This is a genomic window from Winogradskyella sp. (assembly GCF_965228925.1).
In the GTDB taxonomy this organism is placed as follows: Bacteria; Bacteroidota; Bacteroidia; order Flavobacteriales; family Flavobacteriaceae; genus Winogradskyella.
This window is the reverse complement of record NZ_OZ245845.1, coordinates 3,140,808-3,166,354: the sequence shown is the minus strand read 5'-3', so window position 1 is coordinate 3,166,354 and position 25,547 is coordinate 3,140,808. Positions and strand designations below refer to the sequence as shown.

General features: G+C 54.0%; 5 protein-coding genes. 4 read left to right on the top strand and 1 reads right to left on the bottom strand.

Features of this window, described 5'->3' with window-relative positions; genetic code table 11:
• Nucleotides 1–10: 10 nt before the first annotated feature.
• Entirely contained in the window at nt 11–9,004 is an 8,994-nt protein-coding gene (locus tag ACO052_RS13065; RefSeq protein WP_422108066.1) for an HYR domain-containing protein, read from the top strand.
• 208 nt (nt 9,005–9,212) lie between these two features.
• Here ACO052_RS13065 and ACO052_RS13060 read toward each other — a convergent pair whose 3' ends face one another.
• On the bottom strand, nt 9,213–9,380 hold the full coding sequence (locus ACO052_RS13060) for a hypothetical protein (protein ID WP_422104222.1): 168 nt from the start codon (nt 9,378–9,380) through the stop codon (nt 9,213–9,215).
• A 537-nt stretch (nt 9,381–9,917) separates the two neighbouring features.
• On the opposite strand from ACO052_RS13060, the gene ACO052_RS13055 reads away from it, so the two are divergent.
• The 3 genes from ACO052_RS13055 (at nt 9,918) to ACO052_RS13045 (ending at nt 25,057) form a co-directional block, all read left to right on the top strand.
• Nucleotides 9,918–16,355 (top strand): HYR domain-containing protein, encoded by a 6,438-nt coding sequence (locus ACO052_RS13055; RefSeq protein WP_422104221.1) that lies wholly within the window; start codon nt 9,918–9,920, stop codon nt 16,353–16,355.
• 26 nt (nt 16,356–16,381) lie between these two features.
• On the top strand, nt 16,382–19,051 hold the full coding sequence (locus tag ACO052_RS13050) for a lamin tail domain-containing protein (RefSeq protein WP_422104220.1): 2,670 nt from the start codon (nt 16,382–16,384) through the stop codon (nt 19,049–19,051).
• Between the two features lie 864 nt (nt 19,052–19,915).
• The gene (locus ACO052_RS13045) at nt 19,916–25,057 is read left to right on the top strand and encodes an HYR domain-containing protein (RefSeq protein WP_422104219.1); all 5,142 of its coding nucleotides are present in this window, start codon (nt 19,916–19,918) and stop codon (nt 25,055–25,057) included.
• Nucleotides 25,058–25,547: the final 490 nt, after the last annotated feature.

Sequence of the window (25,547 nt, the reverse complement as noted above, 5' to 3'; positions counted from 1 at the left end):
CAGCTGGTCCATGACATTCGACATAGGTTCGGACCCGGTCATTAGCTGTCCCAACGATATCACCGTCAACAATACGAGCTGCAATCCGGCGGTAAGCTATTCGCCCCCCTCGGCCAGCGATACCGAGGACGGGACACTGACCCCAACACGGACCCGGGGACCGGCCAGTGGGAGTACCTTCCCCGCCGGGGATACCCTCGTCGAGTTTTCGGCCACCGATTCCGATGGCAATACGAGCACATGCCAGTTTACAGTAACGGTAACCGACAACACAGCCCCCACCACGACCCTCAGCTGTCCTTCCGATATTGTAAGCGGTTGCAATCCGGCGGTGACCTATACCCCGCCCACCTTTTCGGACAACTGCGGATTCCCTACCGTTCCCACGACTGCACCCCCCGGGTTCTCATCTCTGGGGACCTTTGGCAACAGTACCTATTTTATATCGGACGACCCTGTAACGGCTTCGGTAGCCTTTACCGACGCCGAACTAAATGGCTATGAGCTGGTGACCATCAACTCCCAGGCGGAGAACGATTACCTGAACGAGCAAACGGGCGGCGTATCCATCATCATCGGTATCAACGACCTGACCACCGAGGGGACCTTCGAGTGGCAGAGCGGGCAACCGGCTTCTTATACCAACTGGCGCAATGGCCAACCCAACAATTCTGGAAATGAGGACTATGGGGAAATGCGATCCGACGGCCTATGGAACGATAGGCGCGCTAACTTTACGGCCCATGTGGTCATCGAGTACAACGATTACACTGCCGTTCCCACTTCGGTATCGGGGTTCTCCCTCTTGGGGACCTTTGGCGACAGTACCTATTTTATCTCGAACCAGAATACCCATATCGGCAACGCATATGCCAACGCCGGGACCAACGGCCATAAGCTGGTGACCATCAATTCACAGGCAGAGAACGACGCTATACAAACATGGGCTGCCAATCTTAGTGGGGCCGATAAACTCATAATAGGGCTCAACGATCCCAACTTCACAAATGTCGATTACCAGTGGCAGAGCGGGCAGCCCGTTACCTATACCAATTGGGGTACGGGACAGCCCAACGATTTCGGGGGGAACTATGCGGTAATGCAGACCAGTAGCGGTAAATGGGATGATGTAAGGGGTAACTTTACCGGGGCCCGTGTGGTCATCGAGTTCAGTAGTACCGGACCGGTCCTCGTCGAAGGGCTGCCCCCCGGCTCCGTTTTCCCGGTGGGGACCACGACCAACACCTTCTATGTTGAGGACAGGGGCGGCAATTCGGCCACCTGTTCCTTTGATGTTACCGTCCCGGGGACATTCGTCGGCGGTACGGGGAGCATTCCCGATAACGGGTGCCCCACCAATACGTCATTTACGGCCACATCCACGCTCGTGGGCACCCTGGGGACGGACGTCACCATCGCCTCCGTAGAACTCGATATAAGCCATGCCTCTACGGACAACCTGGAAATTCGCCTGTTAAGCCCAGGGGGAACCACCCTGAACCTTGCGCTCGATCTAGGAAGCGACGGTGACAATTTCACCGGGACCGTATTCCGGGACGGAGGGACCGCCATTGCTTCCGCAAGTGCCCCGTTTACGGGGGTATTCCAGCCCCAGGGGGGGACCTTTGCATCGGCCTTTTCGGGGGAGGCATCCGATGGGATCTGGACCCTGCTCGTCTGTGACGACGAAGCTTCGGACGCCGGCACCCTGGACAGCTGGTCCATTACCTTTGCCGATGGCTCAGCCCCGACTTTCAACAGCTATCCCGCCGATATCATCGTCAACAACGGGAGCTGCAATCCGGCGGTAAGCTATACGGCCCCCACGGCCAGCGATACCGAAGACGGGTCACTGACCGTAACACGGACCCAAGGGCCGGCCAGTGGGAGTACCTTCCCCGCAGGGGATACCATCGTCGAGTTTTCGGCCACCGATGCCGATTGCAATACCAGCACATGCCGGTTTACCGTAACGGTAGTGGACGCCACCGCCCCTACAATCGGCTGTCCTTCGGATATTGTAAGCGGTTGCGATACGGTGGTGGCCTATGACCCGCCCACCTTATCGGACAACTGCGGATTTCCCCCCGTTCCCACCTCGGTGCCAGGGTTCAGCCTCCTGGGGATCTTTGGCAACAGTACCTATTTTATCTCGGACGAAAAAATCACCGCGGGAAAGGCCATGGTCGATGCCGAGCTGGATGGTTATGATCTGGTGACCATCAACACCCAGGCAGAGAACGATTACCTGCAGGGCCAAACGAGCGGCCTATCCATCATCATCGGTATTAACGATGTTGCCACCGAGGGGACCTTTGAGTGGCAGAGCGGGCAACCGGCTTCCTATACCAACTGGGGCGGTGGCGAACCCAACAATTCTGGAAATGAGGACTACGGGGAAATGCGGACCGACGGCCAATGGAACGATCGGGGGGATACCTTTGAGGCCCATGCGGTCATCGAGTACCACGATTACAGTGAAGGCCCGGTCTTTGCCGAAGGGCTGCCCTCCGGCTCCGATTTCCCGTTGGGGACCACGACCAACACCTTCTATGCCAAGGATGGTGCTGGCAATTCGGCGACCTGTTCCTTTGATGTTACCATCCCGGGGACATTCGTCGGCGGTACGGGGAGAATTCCCGATAACGGATGCTCCACCAATACCTCATTTACGGCCACATCCACGGTCGTGGGTACCCTGGGGACGGATGTCGCCATCGCCTCTGTAGAACTCGATATAAGCCATCCCTCTACGGACAACCTGGAAATTCGCCTGCTAAGCCCAGGGGGGACCACCCTGAACCTTGCGCTCGATCTGGGAAGCGACGGTGACAATTTCACCGGGACCGTGTTCCGGGACGGAGGGGCCACCATCGCTTCCGCGAGTGCCCCATTTACGGGAATGTTCCAGCCACAGGGAGGGACCTTTGCAACAACTTTTTCGGGGCAGGCGTCCGATGGGGTCTGGACCCTGCTCGTCTGTGACGACGAGGCTTCGGACGTCGGTATCCTGAACAGCTGGTCCATTACGTTTGCCGATGGTTCAGCCCCGACTTTCAACAGCTATCCCGCCGATATCACCGTCACTGGGAGCTGCAACCCGACGGTAAGCTATACGGCCCCCACGGCCCAGGACGCCAGTGGCCAGTCGCTGACCGTAACACGGACCCGGGGACCGGCCACTGGGAGTACCTTCCCCCCCGGGGATACCATCGTCGAGTTTTCGGCCACCGATGCCGATTGCAATACGAGCATATGCCGGTTTACCGTAACGGTAGTCGACAACGCCGCCCCCATCAGGACCGCTTGTCCTTCGGATATTGTTAACGGTTGCAATCCGGCGGTGACCTATACCCCGCCCACCTTCTCGGACACCTGCGGATTCCCCACCGTTCCCTCCTCGGTACTCGGTTTCAGCCCATTGGGGACCTTTGGCAACAGTACCTATTTTATCTCGGACGAAAAAATCACCGCGGGAAAGGCCATTGCCGATGCCGAGTTGTACGGCTATGAACTGGTGACCGTCAACTCCCAGGCAGAGAACGATTACCTGAACGAACAAACAGACCAAACGCCTATCATCATCGGTATCAACGACCGTACCACCGAGGGGACCTTAGAGTGGCAGAGCGGGCAACTGGTTTCCTATACCAACTGGGGCAATGGTGAGCCCAACAATGCCGGGGGAAATGAGCACTATGGGGAAATGCGAAGCGACGGTCTATGGAATGATAGGCCCGCTGACTTTACGGCCCATGCGGTCATCGAGTACCACAATTACAGTCAAGGCCCGGTCCTTGTCGAAGGGCTGCCTACCGGCTCTGTTTTCCCGACGGGGACCACGACCAACACCTACTATGCCGAGGATAGGGCCGGCAACTCGGCGACCTGTTCCTTTGATGTTACCGTCCCGGGGACATTCGTCGGAGGTACGGGGAACATTCCCGATAACGGGTGCCCCACCAATACCTCATTTACGGCCACATCCACGGTCGTGGGCACCCTGGGAACGGACGTCTCCATCGCCTCCGTAGCACTCGATATAAGCCATCCCTCTACGGATAACCTGGAAATTCGCCTGTTAAGCCCCGGGGGGACCACCCTGAACCTTGCCCTCGATCTGGGAAGCGACGGTGACGATTTCACCGGGACCGTTTTCCGGGACTGGGGGGCCACCATTGCCTCGGCGAGCGCCCCGTTTACGGGAGTTTACAACCCACAGGGCGGGACCTTTGCATCGGCCTTTGCGGGGGAAGCATCCGATGGGACCTGGACCCTGCTCGTCTGTGACGACGAGGCTTCGGATGTCGGCACCCTGGACAGCTGGTCCATTACGTTCGCTAAGGGTTCAGCCCCGACTTTCAACAGCTATCCAGCCGATATCACCGTCAACAACGGGAGCTGCAACCCGACGGTAAGCTATACGGCCCCCACGGCCAGCGATACCCAGGACGGGCCATTAATCGTAACACGGACCCGGGGACCGGCCAGTGGAAGTACCTTCCCCGCCGGGGATACCGTCGTCGAGTTCTCGGCCACCGATTCCGATTGCAATACGAGCACATGCCGGCTTACCGTAACGGTAGTCGACAATACCGCCCCCACTGCGGCCAGCTGTCCTTCGGACATTACAAGCAGCTGCAATCCGGTGGCCTATACCGCGCCCACCTTCTCGGACAACTGCGGATTCCCTACCGTTCCCAATACGGTGCCCGGGTTCAGCCTATTGGGGACCTTTGGCGACAGTACCTATTTTATCTCGGACGAGACCATCACCATGGGAAAGGCCATGGCCAGTGCCGAGCTGGATGGCTATGAGCTGGTGACCATCAACTCCCAGGCAGAGAACGATTACCTGCAAGGCCAAACAGGCGGCGTATCCATCATCATCGGTATCAACGACCTTGCCACCGAGGGGACCTTCGAGTGGCAGAGCGGGCAACCGGTCTCCTATACCAACTGGGCCGGTGGTGAACCCAACAACTCTGGGGGAAATGAGGACTACGGGGAAATGCGAAACGACGGCCTATGGAACGATAGGCCCGCTGACTTTACGGCCTTTGTGGTCATCGAGTACCACGATTACAGTGAAGGAAGCCCAATCCTAGCCGAAGGGTTGCCCTCCGGCTCCGTTTTCCCGGCGGGGACCACGACCAACACCTTCTATGTTGAGGACAAGGCCGGCAATTCGGCCACCTGTTCCTTTAATGTCACTGTCTCACAAGTGCCATTCGCTGGCGGTACGGGGAGCATTCCCGATAACGGGTGTCCCACCAATACCTCATTTACGGCCACATCCACGGTTGTGGGCACCCTAGGAACGGATATCGCGATCGCCTTCGTAGCACTCGATATAAGCCATGCCTCTGCGAATAACGTAGAAGCTAGCCTATTAAGCCCGGGGGGGACCACTCTACACCTTGTAGGCGATGTGGGAGGCAATGGCGACAATTTCACCGGGACCATGTTCCAGGACGGAGGGGACAACATTGCTTCTGCGAGTGCTCCGTTTACGGGAGTGTTCCGGCCACAGGGTGGGACCTTTGCATCGGCCTTTGCGGGGGAGGCATCCAATGGAACCTGGACCCTGCTCGTCTGTGACGACTCACCTGGTGGGATCACAGGTACCCTGAACAGCTGGTCCATTGCGTTCGATACGGCTTCGCCCCCGACTTTCAGCTACTGTCCCAACAACATCACCGTCAACAATGGGTTCTGCAATCCGGGGGTACTCTATCCGCTCCCCACGGCCCAAGATGCCAGCGGACAGTCGTTGACCGTAACACGGACCCGGGGACTGGCCAGTGGGAGTACCTTCCCCCCCGGGGATACCGTCGTCGAGTTTTCGGCCACCGATGCCTATTGCAATACGAGCACATGCCGGTTTACCGTAACGATAGTGGACAATACCGCTCCCACGATCAGCTGTCCTGCAGATATTACAAGTACTAGCAGTACCGGCGCCGCCGTACCCGTGGCCTATGCCCCCACCTTCTCGGACAACTGCGGGTTCCGCGCCGTTCCCACATCCATGCCCGGGTTCAGCCTCTTGGGGAGCTTTGGCAACAGTACCTATTTTATCTCGGACGATACCGTCACTGCTAGAAGTGCATTTGCCAGTGCCGAACTGGATGGCTATGAGCTGGCGACCATCAACTCCCAGGCGGAGAACGATTACCTTCAGGGCCGGATAAGCTCGCCCGTCTTTATCGGGATCAACGACATTTCCACGGAGGGAACCTACGAGTGGCAGAGCGGACAACCCGTCTCCTATACCAACTGGGGCAATGGCGAGCCCAGCAATTCTGGAAATGAGCACTATGGGGAATTCCAGACCGACGGCCTATGGAACGATGTGGGCGATACCCGTAGGTCCCATGTGGTCATCGAGTACAACAATTACACTGCCGTTCCCACTTCGGTATCGGGGTTCTCCCTCTTGGGGACCTTTGGCGACAGTACCTATTTTATCTCGAACCAGAATACCCATATCGGCAACGCATATGCCAACGCCGGGACCAACGGCCATAAGCTGGTGACCATCAATTCACAGGCAGAGAACGACGCTATACAAACATGGGCCGCCAATCTTAGTGGGGCCGATAAACTCATAATAGGGCTCAACGATCCCAACTTCACAAATGTCGATTACCAGTGGCAGAGCGGACAGCCCGTTACCTATACCAATTGGGGTACGGGACAGCCCAACGATTTTGGAGGGAACTATGTGGTAATGCAGACCAATAGCGGTAAATGGGATGACGTAAGGGGCAACTTTACCGGGGCCCGTGTGGTCATCGAGTACCATGCCGGACCGGTCCTTGTCGAAGGGCTGCCCCCCGGATCCGATTTCCCCTTGGGGACCACGACCAACACGCTCTATCTTGAGGATAGGGCCGGCAATTCGGTGACCTGTTCCTTTACGGTAAACGTCGATCTGGCCACGGGGAATCTTATGATCACCGAGGTCATGCAGAACCCCGACGATGTCACCGATGCCAACGGCGAGTATTTTGAGGTCTATAACAATGAGACCGAGCCCGTGAACCTTAAGGGGTGGACCATCTCGGACAGCGGAACCGATACGCATACCATCGCAACGGACCTTATCGTAGGACCCGAGAGCTTTATCGTCCTGGGGATCAACGACGATCCGGCGACCAATGGGGGCGTGGACGTGGATTACGAGTATTCCGGCATTGCCCTGGACAATACCGCGGACGAGATCATTTTAACGGATGCGACCTCTACGGAAATCGACCGCGTGGAATACGATGGCGGCACCGATTGGCCAGACCCAGACGGCGCGGCCATGGTCTATACCGGCAGTAGTATTGAAAACAACAATAGCGGTAGCCTTTGGCAGGCCGCCACGGTGGCAGAGGGCATATCGCCGGACCTGGGCTCCCCGGGAAGCAACGGCAACGACCAGATCCTCGATTGGCTCGTCTATGACAATAGCGCCTGGAACGAGGCCCCTTCGGAAAGTACCGGCGGGAGAAACGCACTGGTACGTAAATCGGAAGCCCTCACCCTCGGCTCGGACATCAGCCTGAAGACCCTGATCGTCGAACCGGATGCCGATGTGGACGTATCCCCGTCCGTAACCCTGAGCATAACGGATATCGTCCTCGAATCGACCTCGACGGACTATGCGAGCTTGATCTCAGATGGCACCCTATCGGGGACCACGGTCACCTATAGGCGCCATGTCAACCAGATGGCCACTTCGGGCGGCAACGACCTCATATCACCGCCAGTGACCGGACAGACCTTTGACGGCCTGTTGGCCGCAAACGATAACATCCCATCAAATACAGCGGGCACGCTATACCTCTTCGGGCCGTTCGACAAGACCCTGGGAAGTTATACCACCTATTCCAGTACGGCGACCGATGCACTGATTCCCGGCGTGGGCTACAGGGCCGCCACGACGGACAACGGCACCCTGGACTTTAGCGGTGGCATCAACCGCTCCGGTGTCAGCGTATCCATATCCAACTCCGGCCCGCTGGAATTCAGCAAATGGAACCTCATCGGAAATCCCTATCCGTCCTATATCAACGTACAGGCATTTTTGAACAACGCCACCAATGCCTCGGTGCTCGAGGCGACCAATGTGGCCATCTATGGCTATGACGGCGATGCTTCCGACGGTTGGACCGTCCATAACCTCAACACCACCACGGCCGGTACGGTCATCGCACCGGGACAGGGCTTTTTCGTATCCACCGAGAATGGCGGCTGGATCAGTTTTTCGCCCAGCATGCGGAGCCACGGGAGCAGCGATGATTTTATCACCGGGCGTACAACGGACGACAACCAGCACTTAAGGCTGCAATTGACCGGCAATGGTAACGTTTCCCATACCGATTTTTATTTTAACAGCAACTCCACCTATGGTCTGGACCCGGGTTACGATGCCGGGGTGTTCGGCAATGTGGCCGGTGCATTTTCGATCTATTCGCGATTGGTCGCCGATGATCAGGGCATCGATCTTGCCATCCAATCACTGCCACAGGATATATATGCCAGCGACGACCTCGTTCCGCTGGGGATCAATGCAGGTGCGGGCACATCCCTGACCATCGGTATAGAAAATTCAAACCTGCCCCAGGACGTGGATATCTACCTGATGGATGTACAGGAGCAACAGGTGGCCCACTTGAATACCGAAGTCTTTAGTATAACCCCTACCAGCGACCTTAACGGGACGGGGCGGTTTTATCTCGGCTTTTCCAACGGCCTCCTATCCACGGGAAGCCACGAGATCGACCGAGTGAGGGTCTATGCCCGGGAAGGGCATATCCTTATCGAGGGACAGCTCGTGGAGGACACCGACTTTAAGCTGTACGATATACAAGGGCGTTTGGTCATGCAGGGCGCGTTGGAACCCCATGTGACGGTACGGCATATAGAGGCGAGTGCGCTCAATGGGGGCGTTTACCTTGTTGAGCTCAATAACGGTCATGTGCGAAAAGCACATAAGGTCATATTGGACTGACCCTAAGGCATATGGCAACGAATTTTTAAAAAAAACGGTTATTGAAAAGGGCCATGATACATCATCCTTCCCTAGGATTGAATTAATAGCGAACAAGGGGTCATGGCCCTTGGATCGTGGGCACACATGGCATTGCGGCCCAAGACCTAATAATAAAAAGAATGGACAACAGCATTACAAATACCAGGACATAGATGAACAGACACAATCATAAAGACAATGGGATGACCCGTAGGAAAGCCGTAGCAAAGCTCGGAAAGTACGCCGCCCTTACCGCACTGGGCACATTCGTTATACTCGATCCCTTAAGGGCACAGTCCTCGTCCCCACCGGATCCCGGAGACAATCCCTTTGATTGAGCTGCTTGCCATGCCATGGCAGAACCGTTTTACCTTATGGCCAAAAACGGAAGGGGCACCGCTCGCTACAACCAGCCTTAAATGATGCACGCTATTTTGTTGAACTTTTTAAAGGGGTAAGATTCAGGTCAGCAAAATGTGCAAAACCTCCTTAAGCAATTAAGGGGGTTTTTTGGTTTAGAACGGGGAAAATACGGCATCTAAAATATGATGGTCGCCCCCTGATCATGGGACCGTGGGATGTGGGGGTCCTTAAAACCCTAGTAAGGGATAACACGTAGTTATTACGTGTTGCTTCTTATTTCAGACCATAAGGTCCGGGCGTAACTTGTCCGCATAAATTTTCGACTCTTTAAATCATGAATCAAACTACCTTTTTAAACGGAATTTTTATGGTCTGCCTTTTGTGTTCAACAGCCCCCATGGGACAAAACCTAAATGAAACACAGACCTTCAAGACCAGCCAGCGCGTTGCGGAGAAAGCCGATCGTTACAAGAAGCACTAACTCATCCCAGCAATACCCAAGGACATCTTTAGTTAAAAAACATAAACTATGAAACATACATTTATCCTCTTCGTTATCTTATGTATAGGTGTTGCCCCACTGAGCTGGGGACAAGATACTACAGATCCAGTTGCGGCATGCCAGGACATTACCGTACAATTGGACACCAATAATACTGCTACCATCGTGGCATCCGATATTGATGCAGGATCCACTGATGACAGTGGTTCGGTCACCCTTTCTGTGGATATCGATACCTTCGACTGTGACGATGTGAGTAGCCCTGTAACCGTTACGCTGACAGCAACGGATCCTTCGGGAAATACAAATACCTGTACCGCCACCGTGACAGTAGAAGAAATTATCCTTCCCTTATTTACTGCCTGTCCGGTCGACATCCTTAGCTGTAACGCTACCATCACCTATACACCGCCATCGGTATCGGACTGCTTTCCCGCCGTTCCCGCTACTGCACCCTCCGGGTTCACCCTTTTGGGGACCTCGGATGACGGGAGCAGCACCTATTTTATCTCGGACCAGAATACCCATATTGGCACGGCATATGCCAACGCCGGGGCCAACGGTTATGAGCTGGTGACCATCAACTCACAGGCAGAGAACGACGCTATACAGACATTGGCCACTAATCTTAGTGGGGCCGATCGGCTCCTGATCGGGTTCAATGATCCCAACTTCACAAATGTTGATTACGAGTGGCAGAGTGGGCAGCCCGCCACCTATACCAATTGGGGTACGGGACAGCCCAACGATGTTGGGGGTAACTATGCGGTAATGGTGACCAGTAGTGGCAAATGGGATGATGCAAGAGGTAACTATACCGGGGCCCGTGTGGTCATCGAGTACCACGACTACAGCACAGGGCCGATACTGGCTTCGGGACTTCCCTCCGGTTCGACCTTCCCCTCGGGAACCACGACCAATACGTTCTATGCCAAGGACGCATCCGGCAATGTTACTACCTGTGCGTTCGACGTGACGGTAGGAGACACCTTTAAGCCCGTTTTCACAAACCTTGCTGGAACAGGCACCATGGCCGATCCCTTTACCTCACTCCATCCCGCTGTAGTTGGAAATTCATCGGGCACCTACTACTTTTCTTTCAACGGCAGTACCTTTCAGGGCGTGCTGGATGAAGGATGGCTCATGGTACTGAACTACGTCCACCAAGCGGGAGACAACTCGGCCCTGGTTGCAGGGAACTCGGCCCTACCGCTGAAAGGGTCATCCACATTGGGGGACAGTGATGCAGGGACCTCAAACTGGGGGCATATCGGAAATACGCTGGCCAATGCCATCGATTTTGAAGAGATGCGTTTTTACGGCCAGACCTCGCGCGACCCCGGCGATATCATCGACTTTACCACCTCATATGCAAGTGCGGTGGACTATGTAAAGACGGGTACGGGAAGCTTTGCGGGTATCAACAATGCCGCCAACTACAACCTGCTTCCCTCGCATACGGCCTCCATACCCCAAAATGCTTCCGGCGCATTTGGAGGCAGGGGAGATAACGCATTGACCGAGTTTCCGTTCTTTAATGGCGGGGCGGCCCACTGGGGAATACGTGGAGAAGGTGGCCGTTGGGAAGTCGATGATTTTACCGTTGGTAGTAATCTAAATGCTTATAGTACCATCCACAGGGTGTGGGTGCGCGGGGACCTTTCGCCCGATTTCGATATACCGAGCGTTACGGTACTGTTGGACGCTTCGGGAAACGCAACGGTAGCCGCCGGTGATTTTTCAATTACCGCTGCGAACAACTGCAATACCCCAACGCTCAGCTTAAGCCAATCCGCATTCACCTGTGCAGATCTTGGAACCAATACCATCCAGTTAAAGGCCACCGATGCGGATGGCAACGTTAATACGATCGACGTTGAAGTGATCGTGGAAGTTATACCCAGATTTACTGCCTGTCCGGCCGACATCTTTAACTGTAACGCTACCGTTACCTATACACCGCCCTCGGTATGGAGCAACTGTGGAGGATTTTCCACCGTTCCCACCACTGCACCCACCGGGTTCTCATCACTGGGGACCTTTGGCAACAGCACCTATTTCATCTCAACTGCCACCACCTCTGCCAGTGCGGCATTCGCCGATGCACAGGCCAACGGCCATGAGCTGGTGACCATCAACTCGCAGGCGGAGAACGATTGGCTAAAGGACCAAATAAGTGCGTCTGTCATTATCGGGATCAATGATGTTGACACCGAGGACGACTATGTGTGGCAGAGCGGGCAGCCCGCCACCTATACCAACTGGGCCAACGGCGAACCTAACGACACTGGAAACTATGCAACAATGGGGACCAACGGGGAGTGGAGCGACATGGGTGGATCCGATAGTGGAAAAGTGGTGATCGAGTACCACGACTACAGCACGGGAAGCCCGATCTTGGTCTCTGGACTCCCCTCCAATTCGACCTTCCCTTTGGGAACCACGACCAATACGTTCTATGCCAAGGACATCCTCGGAAACGTTAATACCTGCACGTTCGACGTGACCATCGACAATAGCTACTTATTGAACGATTGTCCTTCTGACATCAGGAGGTATGACAATACTTCCAGTACGATCACCTATACTTCGCCCACGTTTTCGGGCAACTGCGCATTCCCCTCCCTTCCCACGACTGCACCCTCCGGGTTCTCATCGCTCGGGACCTTTGGCAACAGCACCTATTTTATCTCGGACCAGAATACCCATATTGGCACGGCATATGCCAATGCCGAGAACAACGGTTATGAGCTGGTGACCATCAACTCACAGGCAGAGAACGACGCTATACAGACATTGGTCACTAATATTAGTGGGGCCGATCGGCTCCTGATAGGGTTCAATGATCCCAACTTCACAAATGTTGATTACCAGTGGCAGAGTGGACAGCCCGCCACCTATACCAATTGGGGTACGGGACAGCCCAACGATTTTGGGGGTAACTATACGGTAATGGTGACCAATAGTGGCAAATGGGATGATGCAAGAGGTAACTATACCGGGGCCCGTGTGGTCATCGAGTACCACGACTACAGCACAGGGCCGATACTGGCCTCGGGACTCCCCTCGGGTTCCACATTCCCCGTGGGGATCACAACCAATACGTTCTATGCCGAGCACGAATCCGGGGACTTTGATACCTGCTCCTTTAGGGTTATGGTCGGTCCCAACACGGCACCGAGCATCACCAGTTCCGCTACCGCAAGCGTAGCGGAGAACCAGACCGCCGCAATCGATGTGGAGGCCAGTGACAGCTACGATTCGGAAGGCTCGGGGCTCACCTATAGTCTCAGTACCGGCAGCAATGGAGGTACCGATAACGACCTGTTCAATATCGATACGGCCTCCGGGGTGGTGACCTTTGCCAGTGCGCCCGATTATGAGAACCCCGGTGATGGCGATGCTAACAATGTCTACCTAATACAGGTCACGGTAACGGATCTTGAAGGGCTGACGGATGTAGAGGATATTGCCATTACGGTAATCAAGGACGATACACCGCCCGTGCTCGACTGCCAAGACCTCATTTTCTATGCCGTTCCCGGAAACACTACAATGACGGTCAACTACACGGCCCCTACGGCTATCGATGAAACCGATCCGTCCCCCACAGTAACGCGTACACTGGGGCCGGCATCGGGCTCGACCTTTTCGATTGGCACGACCACGATGACCTACCAGGCCGAAGATGCCAGTGGGAATATCTCCTCATGTTCCTTTGATATCGTGGTAAGAGCTAGTTCATTTATGGTCACCAAGACTGCAGATACCGATGATTGGGAATTTGACAGCGATACCGGGGAATTGCTTACCCATGGCTGTGATTCGGACGATTGCTCGCTTCGGGAAGCCATATTTGCCTCGAGTCGCACCCCCGGAGATGATGTCATCATATTTTCGCCATTATTCGACTCCCCGCAGACCATCGCGTTGACCAAGGGTGAGTTCAAATTTGGTGGCCCGAATGGTATAGGCGGCAATCACGTAATAGTTGGTCCGGGTGAGGATTTATTGACCATAGATGCCCAAGGCAACAGCCGTATATTCTTAATGACATTTGCACATATGCTATTGGAACTGTCGGACATGACCTTGGCAAACGCAAATTCTGCCAGTAGCGCTACCTACGGCCATTGGGGCGGTACCATCTTAACTCTGGGGCACGCTACAGGCAGCAATGGTGACGACCCTATAGATATGAAATTGACCAATGTGACGATTAAAAACAGTAGAGCTAGATTTGGTGGTGGGATGTCCGCATTGCGCTCGCACTGGCTACTGGAAAACGTCACCTTTGATGGCAATTACGCCCTTGACTGGGGGTCTGCCTTTGAAAGTGAAGGTGGCAATGTGACCATGAACAACTGTGCCGTGATCAACGGTACGGGCTCGGATGCCATCAAGCCCTTAGCATCCAATTTCGTACAACTGGATGCCACCCTGACCATCAACAACTGTACCTTCAGTGGCAATAACGTCTCTACGCCTGCCTCAGCGATATTGGCCACGGGAGAAACCGGATCAAACGGAAGCTTTAAGGCCTATGTGACCATCAACAATAGTACCATTACCAACAATAACTCCAGCGACACCAACGGAGGGGCCATCGTATTCAAAGGCAATGCCGAAATTGAGATACATAACTCCATTATTTCGGGCAATAGCGGTGGAGCCTCACCGGATATCAACGGGGGCAGTCTGGAGAGTACCAGCAGTTACAATATCATCGGTACCGGAGGTGGGCTCACCGACGGCACCAACGGCAATATCGTCGGCGTCAACGACCCCCTACTCCTACCGCTTACCGACAACAATGGTACGGTATCGAGCCACCATCCGTTCTATACCGATAGCCCGGCCTACAACAATGGCGATCCGAATACCTCGGAGACGCTCGATCAAATAGGAAACAACAGGAACCATAACGGCGGGGGATTTGATATCGGCGCCATAGAGATTGCGGATGTTGCACCGCCCAAGCTCAAGCCCCTTGTATTCTTACAGGGTGCCGCCATCAACCCAAATACGGGTGAAGGGGCACTAATGCGCGATGACCTGAGGGTGGACGATCTTATACCCACCACCAGTCCCTATACCGATGGGCTTACCTGTGACGCATCGGTCTTCAGTACCACGGGAAGCAACGCTATCGTGGACTGGGTATGGGTGGAGCTGCGCGATGCTACGGATAGTACCGTCGTAATCGATGGCCGTTCGGCACTCTTGCAGCGCGATGGGGATGTGGTAGACACCGATGGCCTCTCCACGATCAGCTTCACGGTGCCGTTCGGCAATTACTATGTGGCCATTAAACACCGCAACCATGTCGGCATCATGACCGCCGCAACGCAGACGCTGGGCACTACCACAGCCGCTGTGGACCTATCCTCCAACCTAACCGCGGTAGAGGGCGGAAGCAATGCACTGGTACTGTTGGCCAACGGATCGTACGGGATGTACAGCGGCGACCATGACGGCAATGCACAGGTACAGAACGCGGACGCCAATGCCGTGATCCAGTTGATAGGCGGGTCGGGCTACGATGCCGCAGACATGGACGCCAATACACAGGTACAGAACACGGACGTCAACATACTGATCAGCCCCAACATTGGCCGTGGGGCGCAGTCCGGCAGGAACATGCCGACCGGACCGATGTCCAACGACGTCGCTCTGGCCTTTGCCAATGCGCAGATCACCAATGACGGCACCGATGATTTCTACGAGGCGGATATCCTCATATCGAGCTCTACGGACCTATACATCGGCTCGGGACAGGTCTATATCGATTACGCCAACGGGGCCTTCGGGCAGAACGTATCGGCCAACGGCAACATAGAATACAGCCAGCCCGACGGCTCCATACTCGGGCACAGCTTCGGGGCCTTCGCACCGGCATACAAGGATTTTGTGCAGAACGACAACACCGCATCCAGGGTCTCACTGTCATTCCAGCAGAACATCGCCCTGGCAGGCTTGCAAACCGCAACGGAACTTCAGGTGACCGCAGCACCGAAGGTCCTGTTCCATATCAAGATACGCTATCAAGACGCCGCACAGGATGCCGGTATCTGTTTCTTTAGCGACGGGGTCTTCCAGGACCAGTTCTTTACCGCATGCGGAGGAACCGGAACGGCGGACTGTACCAATAGCCCCGGCACACAGATCACCGATGATACCTATGACTGTTCGCAAGCCGGAGTGGGTACACTCGGTATAGCCGGCAACGAAGATAATCGCATAGCGCTATATCCCAACCCCGCAAGCGCCAGCTTCAGCATAAAAGGACTGGGCACCATGCACAGCGTGAGGGTATACGACATCAGCGGAAGGCTCATCGTACAGGAGGAAAGGCACGATGACAGACCGATAGATATGCGCCCCTATGACGACGGGGTCTATCTGGTGGTGATCGGCAATGCAAGGGGGGCCGTAACCAAACGATTGATAAAGAAAAGCCATTGACACAAACCGATAATTATAAAACGACCATGAAAACAAAACTATGCACGGTACTGTTGGTGCTCCTGGGCACGAACATCATTAATTCCCAGGCCATTACACTGACATTTGCCAATCCGCAGATCACCAATGACGGTACCGACGATTTTTACGAAGCAGATATCCTCATCGCAAGTACCACGGACTTTTATCTCGGTTCGGGCCAAGTTTACCTGGACTATAATACCGCAGCTTTTGGGAGCAATATATCCGCCAACAACAATTTGGACTACGGACGGCCAGCGGGGGCCATACTAGCCCATAGCTTCGGCATGTTCTCGCCGGCATACAAGGATTTCGTACAGAACGACAATACCGCATCAAGGGTCTCACTGTCCTTCCAGCAGAACATTGCTTTGGCAGGCCTACAGACCGCGACGGCCATACAGGTCACCTCCACACCGAAAGTACTGCTGCATATCAAGATACGCTACACCAATGCGGTCGAGGCTCCCGGCATACGTTTTTTCAGTGATGGCGTATTCCAGGACCAGTTCTTTACCGCATGTGGCGGAACCGCCATAGCGGACTGTACCAATAACCCCGGCACACAGATTACCGATGACAGCTATAGCTCTTCGGGAGCGGCATTCCAAAGTACGGGAAAACTCGTCATCAGCGAGATCATGAAAAACCCCAGCGGGGTCACCGATGCCAATGGCGAGTACTTTGAGCTCTACAACGATGAGACCTCGCCCGTCAACCTCCAGGGCTGGACCGTTTCGGACGGTGGGACCGATACCCATACCATAGGCAACGGACTGATAGTAAAGCCCGATGGCTTTATCGTTCTTGGCAGAAACAGCAATTCCACGACCAATGGAGGCGTGACCGTGCATTACCAGTATTCCGGAATCGCCATGGACAATACCGCCGACGAGATCATTTTAACGAATGGGGCCTCTACCGAGATCGACCGCGTGGAATACGATGGCGGCACCAATTGGCCCAACCCCGACGGTAAGGCCATGATATATACGGGAAGCAATATCGAGAACAACAACAGCGGGGCCCTTTGGCAGGCCGCTACTGCCGCGGAGGGCATATCCCCGGACCTGGGATCCCCCGGAAGCAACGGTAAGGGACAGATCGTCGACTGGCTCGTTTTTGATACCAACGCATGGAACAGGAACCCTTCGGGGAGCACGGGCGCGAAAAACGCCCTAATACGTGAATCGGAGGCCCTAACCCTCGGCTCGGACATCAGCCTGCTAAGCCTGACCGTCGAACCGGATGCCGATGTGACGGTATCCTCGTCCGTTACCCTCAGTATCACCGATATCATCCTTGAATCGACTTCAACAGAATATTCGAGCCTCATCTCCGATGGCACCCTATCGGGCACCACGGTCACCTACAGGAGACATGTCAACCAAACGGCCACCTCGGGAGGCAACGACCTCATATCACCGCCCGTAACGGGAGGGAGCTTTGACGGCCTGTTGGCAGCAAACGGCAACATCCCATCAAATACAGCGGGCACGATATACCTCTTCGGGCCGTTCGACAAGACCTCGGGAACCTATACCAACTATTCGAGTACGGCCACCGATGCACTGACGCCCGGCGTGGGATACAGGGCCGCAACAACGGACAACGGCACACTCGAATTTAGCGGCGGCATCAACCAGTCCAACGTCAGCGTGGCCATATCCGATTCCGGTCCGCTCGAGTTCAGCAAGTGGAACCTCGTCGGAAACCCATATCCCTCCTATATCAACGTACAGGCATTTTTGAACAACGCCACCAATGCCGCTCTGCTGGAAGCCAACAATGTGGCCATCTATGGCTACGATGGCGATGCTTCCGACGGCTGGACCGTCCATAACCTGAACAGCTCCACCTCGGCTACGGTCATCACTCCGGGACAGGGCTTTTTTGTCGCCGCCGGGAGCGACGGCAACATCAGTTTTACAACGGGAATGAGAAGCCACGGGAGCACCGATGATTTTATATCCGGGCGCTCTACGGACGACAACCGGCATTTAAGGTTGCAGCTTAGCGGCAACGGCAACGTTTCACATACCGATCTTTATTTTAACGGCAGCTCCACATACGGCCTGGACCCCGGGTACGATGCCGGGGCGTTCGGCGATGTGGCCGGTGCGTTTTCGATCTGTTCGCGATTGGTCGCCGACGATCTGGGCGTCGATATTGCCATCCAGTCACTGCCGCAGGATATCTTTGCCAGCGACGAACTCGTTCCACTCGGGATAAACGCCAGCGCCGGAACGGTTTTGACCATTGGCATAGAGAGTTCTGACCTGCCACAGGGCGTGGATATCTACCTGGTGGATGTACAGGAGCAACAGGTGGCCCACCTTAACACCGAAGACTTTGGTATAACCCCTACCGGAGACCTTAACGGGACGGGGAGGTTTTACCTCGGCTTTTCCAACGGCGTCCTATCCACGGGAAGCCACGAGATCGACCGAGTGAGGGTCTATGCCCGGGAAGGGCATATCCTTATCGAGGGACAGCTCATTGAGGACACCGAATTTGGGCTGTACGATATACAGGGCCGCTTGGTCATGCAGGGCGCGTTGGAACCCCATGTGACGGTACGGCATATAGAGACCGGTGCCCTCAATGACGGCGTTTACCTTGTTGAGCTCAATAACGGTCATGTACGGAAAACACATAAGGTCATATTGGACTGATCGCAAAGCATAGGCTACGGTTTAAAAAAAACGGTTATTGAAAAGGGTCATGATACATCGTCCTTCCCTGGGATTGAATTAATAGCGAACAAGGGGTCATGGCCCTTGAATAACCGGCAAAACCCAACTCTTTGTACTGAGGGCGCACATGGCGTTGCGGCACAAGACCTAATTAATAAAATGAACAGCATCACAAATACGAGAACATAGATGGACAGACAGAACCATGGGGATAACGGGATGACCCGTAGGAAAGCCGTATCAGAGCTCGGAAAGTACGCCGCCCTTACCGCGCTGGGCACATTCGTTATACTCGACCCGCTAAGGGCACAGTCCTCGTCCCCACCGGACCCCGGAGACAATCCATTTGATTGAGCCGCTTGCCATGCCATGGCAAAAAACGGAAGGCATCCCCCTACACGGCCAAAAACATTAATCGATGCACGCTATTTTGTTGAACTTTTCAAAGGGGTAAGGATTCAGGTCAGCAAAATGTGCAAAACCCCCTTAAGCAATTAAGGGGGTTTTTTGGTTTAAAACAGGGAAAATATGGGACCCAAAATATGCTGGTCTCCCCATGACCATGGAATCTGGGTGATGTGGTATCCTTATGAAGCTAGTACGTGATAACACGTAGTTATTACGTGTTGCTCCTTATTTCAAACCTTAAGGTCCAGGCGTATCTTAGTATCTGTATTAACTTCTTATAATCATGAACCTATTTACCCCTACAGAACTTTTATGGTTTGCCCCTAGTGCTTTGTGCACACCCCCTCTTACAGCGGCTGTACCCAAATCAAACGGCGCCTTTAAGCCATTGACCAACCCAATGAATCACACCAAATCAAATAACCACGTATCACGATGAAAACACAATTACAGAACATGCGATTGTTGCCCGCAATAGCAGTCAATAGTCCAAATATTACCGTATTAAGAGCATTACCGATAGTCTTGGCCCTTGGTCTGTACCTGTCCACTTTACAACCGGCTCACGCCCAACAAACATTAGTTGGCGGTACCGGGAACATTCCCGATGTTGGATGCCCCACCAATACGTCATTTACGGCCACATCTACGGCTGTGGGTACGCTCAATGGGACGGATGTCTACATCGCCTCTGTGGCACTCGACATTGAACATACCTATGTGGGGGACCTGCGGATTCGCCTTCAAAGTCCGGCAGGAAGCACCCTGGACCTTGCAATTAATCAGGGAGGCAACGGTGATGATTATACCGGGACCGTGTTCCAGGATGGTGGTGCTGACATTGCTTCCGCAAGTGCTCCCTTTACGGGAGTGTTCCAGCCCGAGGGAGGCACCTTTGCATCGACCTTTTCGGGACAATCGGTTACCGGTGATTGGACCTTGCTTATATGTGATAGTGCTAATTCGGACTCCGGGGCCTTGCTCGGTTGGTCCATTACCTTTATCGTAGGTTCCAATCCGGTCATTAGCTGTCCTTCCGATATCTCAAGCTGTAATGAGGTAGTTTCCTTTGATCCACCCACGGCTAGCGATGATGAGGATGGGACACTGACCGCAACACAAACCATCGGACCGGCCAGTGGGAGTACCTTCTCCACCGGGGACACCTTAATTGGGTTTTCTGTCACCGATTCCGCTGGTAATACAAGCAGTTGTCAGTTCACCATAACCGTTGTGGTTGTGGACAACACAGCTCCCCCCATTAGCTCATGTCCTTCAGATATTACAAGCGTTTGCTCTACGGTAAACTATACCCTTCCCACCTTATCGGGCTCGGAAAACTGTAGATTCCCCGCCGTTCCGACGACCGCACCCTCCGGGTTCTCATCGCTTGGAACCTTTGGCAACAGTACCTATTTTATCTCGGACCAGAATACCCATATTGGCACGGCATATGCCAACGCACAGACCAACGGCTATGAGCTGGTGACCATCAATTCAATGGCAGAGAACAACGCTATACAGACATGGGCCGCCAATCTTAGTGGGGCCGATCGACTTCTGATCGGGTTCAATGATCCCGACTTCACAAATGTTGATTACGAGTGGCAGAGTGGGCAGCCCGCCACCTATACCAATTGGGGTGCGGGACAGCCCAACGATGTTGGGGGGAACTATGCGGTAATGCTGACCAGTAGTGGCAAATGGGATGATGTAAGGGGTAACTATACCGGGGCCCGTGTGGTGATCGAGTACCACGACTACAGCACAGGAGGCCCGATCTTGGTCTCTGGACTCCCCCCGGGTTCGACATTCCCTTTGGGGACCACGACCAATACATTCTATGCTGAGGACGTTTTTGGCAGTGTCTCTACCTGCTCGTTCGATGTGACCATAACCAATGACACCGTCCCTGTTTTCACAAGCCTTGCAGGAACAGGTACCGCGACCGATCCCTTTACCTCACTCGACCCGGCAGTAATTGGAAATCTCTCGGGCACCTACTATTTTTCTTTCGATGGCACCAGCACCCCATTTCAGGGTGTTCTGGATGAAGGGTGGCTTATGGTCCTGAACTACGTCCACCAAGCGGGAGACAACTCGGCCCTGGTTGCAGGGAACTCGGCCCTACCGCTGAAAGGGTCATCCACGTTGGGGGACAGTGATGCAGGGACCTCTAACTGGGGGCATATCGGAAATACGCTGGCCAATGCCATCGATTTTGAAGAGATGCGTCTTTACGGCCAGACCTCGCGCGACCCCAGCGATATCATCGACTTTACCACCTCATATACAAGTGTGGTGGACTATGTAAAGACGGGCTCGGGAAGCTTTGCGGGTATCAACGATGCCGCCAACTACACCCTGCTTCCGTCACATACGGCCTCCATACCCCAAAATGCCAATAATGGATTCGGGAACAAGGGAAATAACGCATTGACCGAGTTCCCATTCTTTAATGCTGGGGTAGCCCACTGGGGAATACGTGGAGATCATAGCCGTTGGGAAGTCGATGACTTCACCACCGGTAACAGTCTGAACGCCTATAGTACCATCCACAGGGTGTGGGTGCGCGGAGACCTTTCACCTGATTTCAGTACCCCGAGCATTACGGTACAGTTGGGCACTTCGGGTAGCGTGGCGGTAGCTGCCGGTGATTTTTCAATTACCGCTACGGACGACTGTGGTACACCAACGCTCAGCTTAAGCCAATCCACATTCACCTGTGTAGATGCTGGCGTCAATACCGTTCAGCTTATGGCCACAGATACGGGCGGCAAAGTTAACAGTATTGACGTCGAGGTGATCGTAGAAAACAATGTAGAAGACAATATACCTCCCGTATTCGATACCGATTGTCCGGCCGACATCCTCACCTCTACCAGTACCGTCACCTATACACCGCCATCGGTATCGGACAACTGCCTATTCCCCTCCGTTCCCACTACTGCTCCCACTGGGTTCACCCTTTTGGGGACCACCGATGACGGGAGCAGCACCTATTTTATCTCAACTCAGGACATCATGCCGAGTGCGGCATTTACCTCTGCGCAGACGAACGGCTATGAGCTAGTGACCATCAATTCACAGGCAGAGCAAGATTACCTCCAAGGCAAGCTAAGCACATTTGGGCCTGGGGTTCGCCGTGCCATCATCGGGATCAACGACATTTCCACAGAGGGAACCTTCGTATGGCAAAGTGGACAACCAGCTGCCTATACCAACTGGATCGGTGGAATTCCCAGCGATTGGTATCCTGAATCGACGGATTATGCAATAATGGATGCCCAACAAGGCGGAAAGTGGCTTAATGCATCTGGTAACATGCAATACTTTCTTCCTCCCCATAGGAAGGCCCGTATGGTCATCGAATACCATGACTATAGCACAGGGCCGATACTGGCTTCGGGGCTGCCTTCCGGTTCGACCTTCCCCTTGGGGACCACGACCACCAACACATTCTATGCTAAGGACGCATCCGGCAATGTTACTACCTGCTCGTTCGATGTGGCCTACCCCTTAGCTACCGGGGATGTTGTCATCAGTGAGATCATGCAGAACCCCAGCGATGTCGGCGATGCTAATGGCGAGTACTTTGAGATTTACAACACTGAAAATATCCTCTTGAACCTTAAAGGCTGGACCATCTCGGACAGTGGAACCGATACGCACCAAATTACGACCGACCTTCTCATAGAGGCCGATAGTTTTATCGTTCTCGGGATCAACGACGATTCCGCGACCAATGGAGGCGTGGACGTGGATTACGAGTATTCGGGCATCACCATGGACAACACCTCGGACGAGATCATTTTAACGAATGGGTCCGCGACGGAAATAGACCGTGTGGAATACGATGGTGGCACCGATTGGCCCAATCCGGACGGTGCCGCTATGATATATACCGGCAGTAGTCTTGAAAACAACAATAGCGGTAGCCTTTGGCAGGCCGCCACAACGGCAGTGGGCATATCCCCAGACCTGGGCTCGCCGGGAAGCAACGGTACCGACCAGATCGTAGATTGGCTGGTCTATGACAATGGCGCCTGGAACAAGGCCCCTTCGCGAGGTACCGCTGAGAAAAATGCTTTGGTACGCGCATCACAAGCCCTAAGCTTCACTAGCGACATCAAATTAAAGCGTCTGGTCCTCGAACCGGATACCGACTTTACGAATTATTATTGGTTAGACGTAGCGGATATTATCATGGAATCGACCTCGACAGAGTATTCGAGCTTGCTTTCCTCTACGAGCCTACCGGGAACCACGGTCACCTACAGGCGCCATGTCAACCAGACGGCCTCATCGGGCGGCAACGACCTCATTTCCCCTCCCGTAACCGGCATAACCTTTGACAGCTTTCTGGCCGCTAACGACAATATCGTCTCAAATACAGCGGGCACGCTATACCTCTTCGGGCCGTTCGACAAGACCTCGGGAACTTATCTCACCTATTCCAATACGGCGACCGATGCACTGACCTCGGGCGTGGGCTACAGGGCCGCCACAACGGACAACGGCACTCTGGAATTTAGCGGTAGCATCAACGAATACTTTGTCCAAGTACCTATCACGGATTCTGGTCCGGCGTTTAGCAAATGGAACCTCATCGGAAATCCATACCCGTCCTACTTCAATGTTCGAAGCTTTTTAAGTAACACCAACAATGCCTCAATATTGGATGCTAACAATGTAGCCATCTATGGCTACGATGGCGATGCTTCCGACGGCTGGACCATCTACAACCTCGCCAACACGACGACCAGTACGGTCATCGCACCGGGGCAGGGCTTTTTTGTCGCCGCTGGGAGCGGCGGCAACATCGGATTTGCACACCAATGGCGACGCCACGGGGACATCGATGATTTTATCACTGGGCGCTCAACGGACGACAACCAGCACTTAAGGTTGCAATTGAGCAACAACAGTGCTGTTTCCCATACCGATTTTTATTTTAACGGCAACTCCACCTACGGCCTGGACCCCGGGTACGATGCCGGGGTGTTCGGCGACGTAGCCGGTGCGTTTTCGATCTGTTCGCGCTTGGTCGCGGACGATCAGGGCATCGATCTTGCCATACAGTCACTGCCACAGGATATCTTTGCCAGCGACACCCTTATTCCACTGGGGATCAACGCCACCGCGGGGGAGCCTTTGACCGTTGGTATAGAAAGCTCGAGTCTGCCCCAGGGCGTGGATATCTACCTGGTGGATGTCCAAGAACAACAGACGACCCACCTAAACACGGAAGACTTTGGCATAACGCCTATCGAAGACCTTAACGGGACGGGGCGGTTTTACCTGGGCTTTTCGAACGGTGTTCTATCAATGGAAGCCCCTGAACTTGACCGGTTGAGTATCTATACCCGGGAAAAGCGTATCGTCATCGAGGGACAGCTCATGGAAGACACCGACTTTAGGCTCTACGATATACGGGGCCGTTTGGTCATGCAGGACCTGCTGGAACGCCATGTGATGGTACAATATATAGAAGCGAGTGCGCTCAATGACGGCGTTTATGTTGTTGAGCTCAATAATGGCCATAAGCGGAAAACATATAAAGTCATCCTGAATTGATCATAAAGCATGTCGGCCATATATTTTTTAAGGCTTATGAAAAAGGGTCATGATAAGTTAGATCCCTCACTGGGATTGAATTAATAGCGAACAACGCGTCATGGCTCTTTGATTGGCCGACAAAAGCCAACCCTTTAACCAGAGATGCACATTGTGCTGCTATCCAAAAAATAGTATACAATGGATAACAACGTTACAAATACCAAGGCATAAATAAAAAAATAGAAGAAGCATCCCTTGATACAGCCAATTTTACATGGTGCACACTATTTTGTTGAACTTTTTAAAGGGGTAAGATTCAGGTCAGCAAAATGTGCAGGCCCCCCTTAATTTCTTAAGGGGGTTTTTTGGTTTAAAACGGGGAAAATACGGCACCCAAAATATGATGGTCGCCCCGTGATCATGGGACCATGGGATGTGGATTCCTTAGAGCCCTGGTACGTGATAACACGTAGTTATTACGTGTTGCTTCTTATTTCAGGCCATAAGG

What these genes read in the sequence shown, in the direction of transcription:
- ACO052_RS13065 (WP_422108066.1), top strand. Translation starts at nt 11, where the DNA reads ATGACATTCGACATAGGTTCGGACCCGGTCATTAGCTGTCCCAACGAT.
- ACO052_RS13055 (WP_422104221.1), top strand. Translation starts at nt 9,918, where the DNA reads ATGAAACATACATTTATCCTCTTCGTTATCTTATGTATAGGTGTTGCC.
- ACO052_RS13050 (WP_422104220.1), top strand. Translation starts at nt 16,382, where the DNA reads ATGAAAACAAAACTATGCACGGTACTGTTGGTGCTCCTGGGCACGAAC.
- ACO052_RS13060 (WP_422104222.1), bottom strand. Translation starts at nt 9,380, where the DNA reads ATGGCATGGCAAGCAGCTCAATCAAAGGGATTGTCTCCGGGATCCGGT.
- ACO052_RS13045 (WP_422104219.1), top strand. Translation starts at nt 19,916, where the DNA reads ATGAAAACACAATTACAGAACATGCGATTGTTGCCCGCAATAGCAGTC.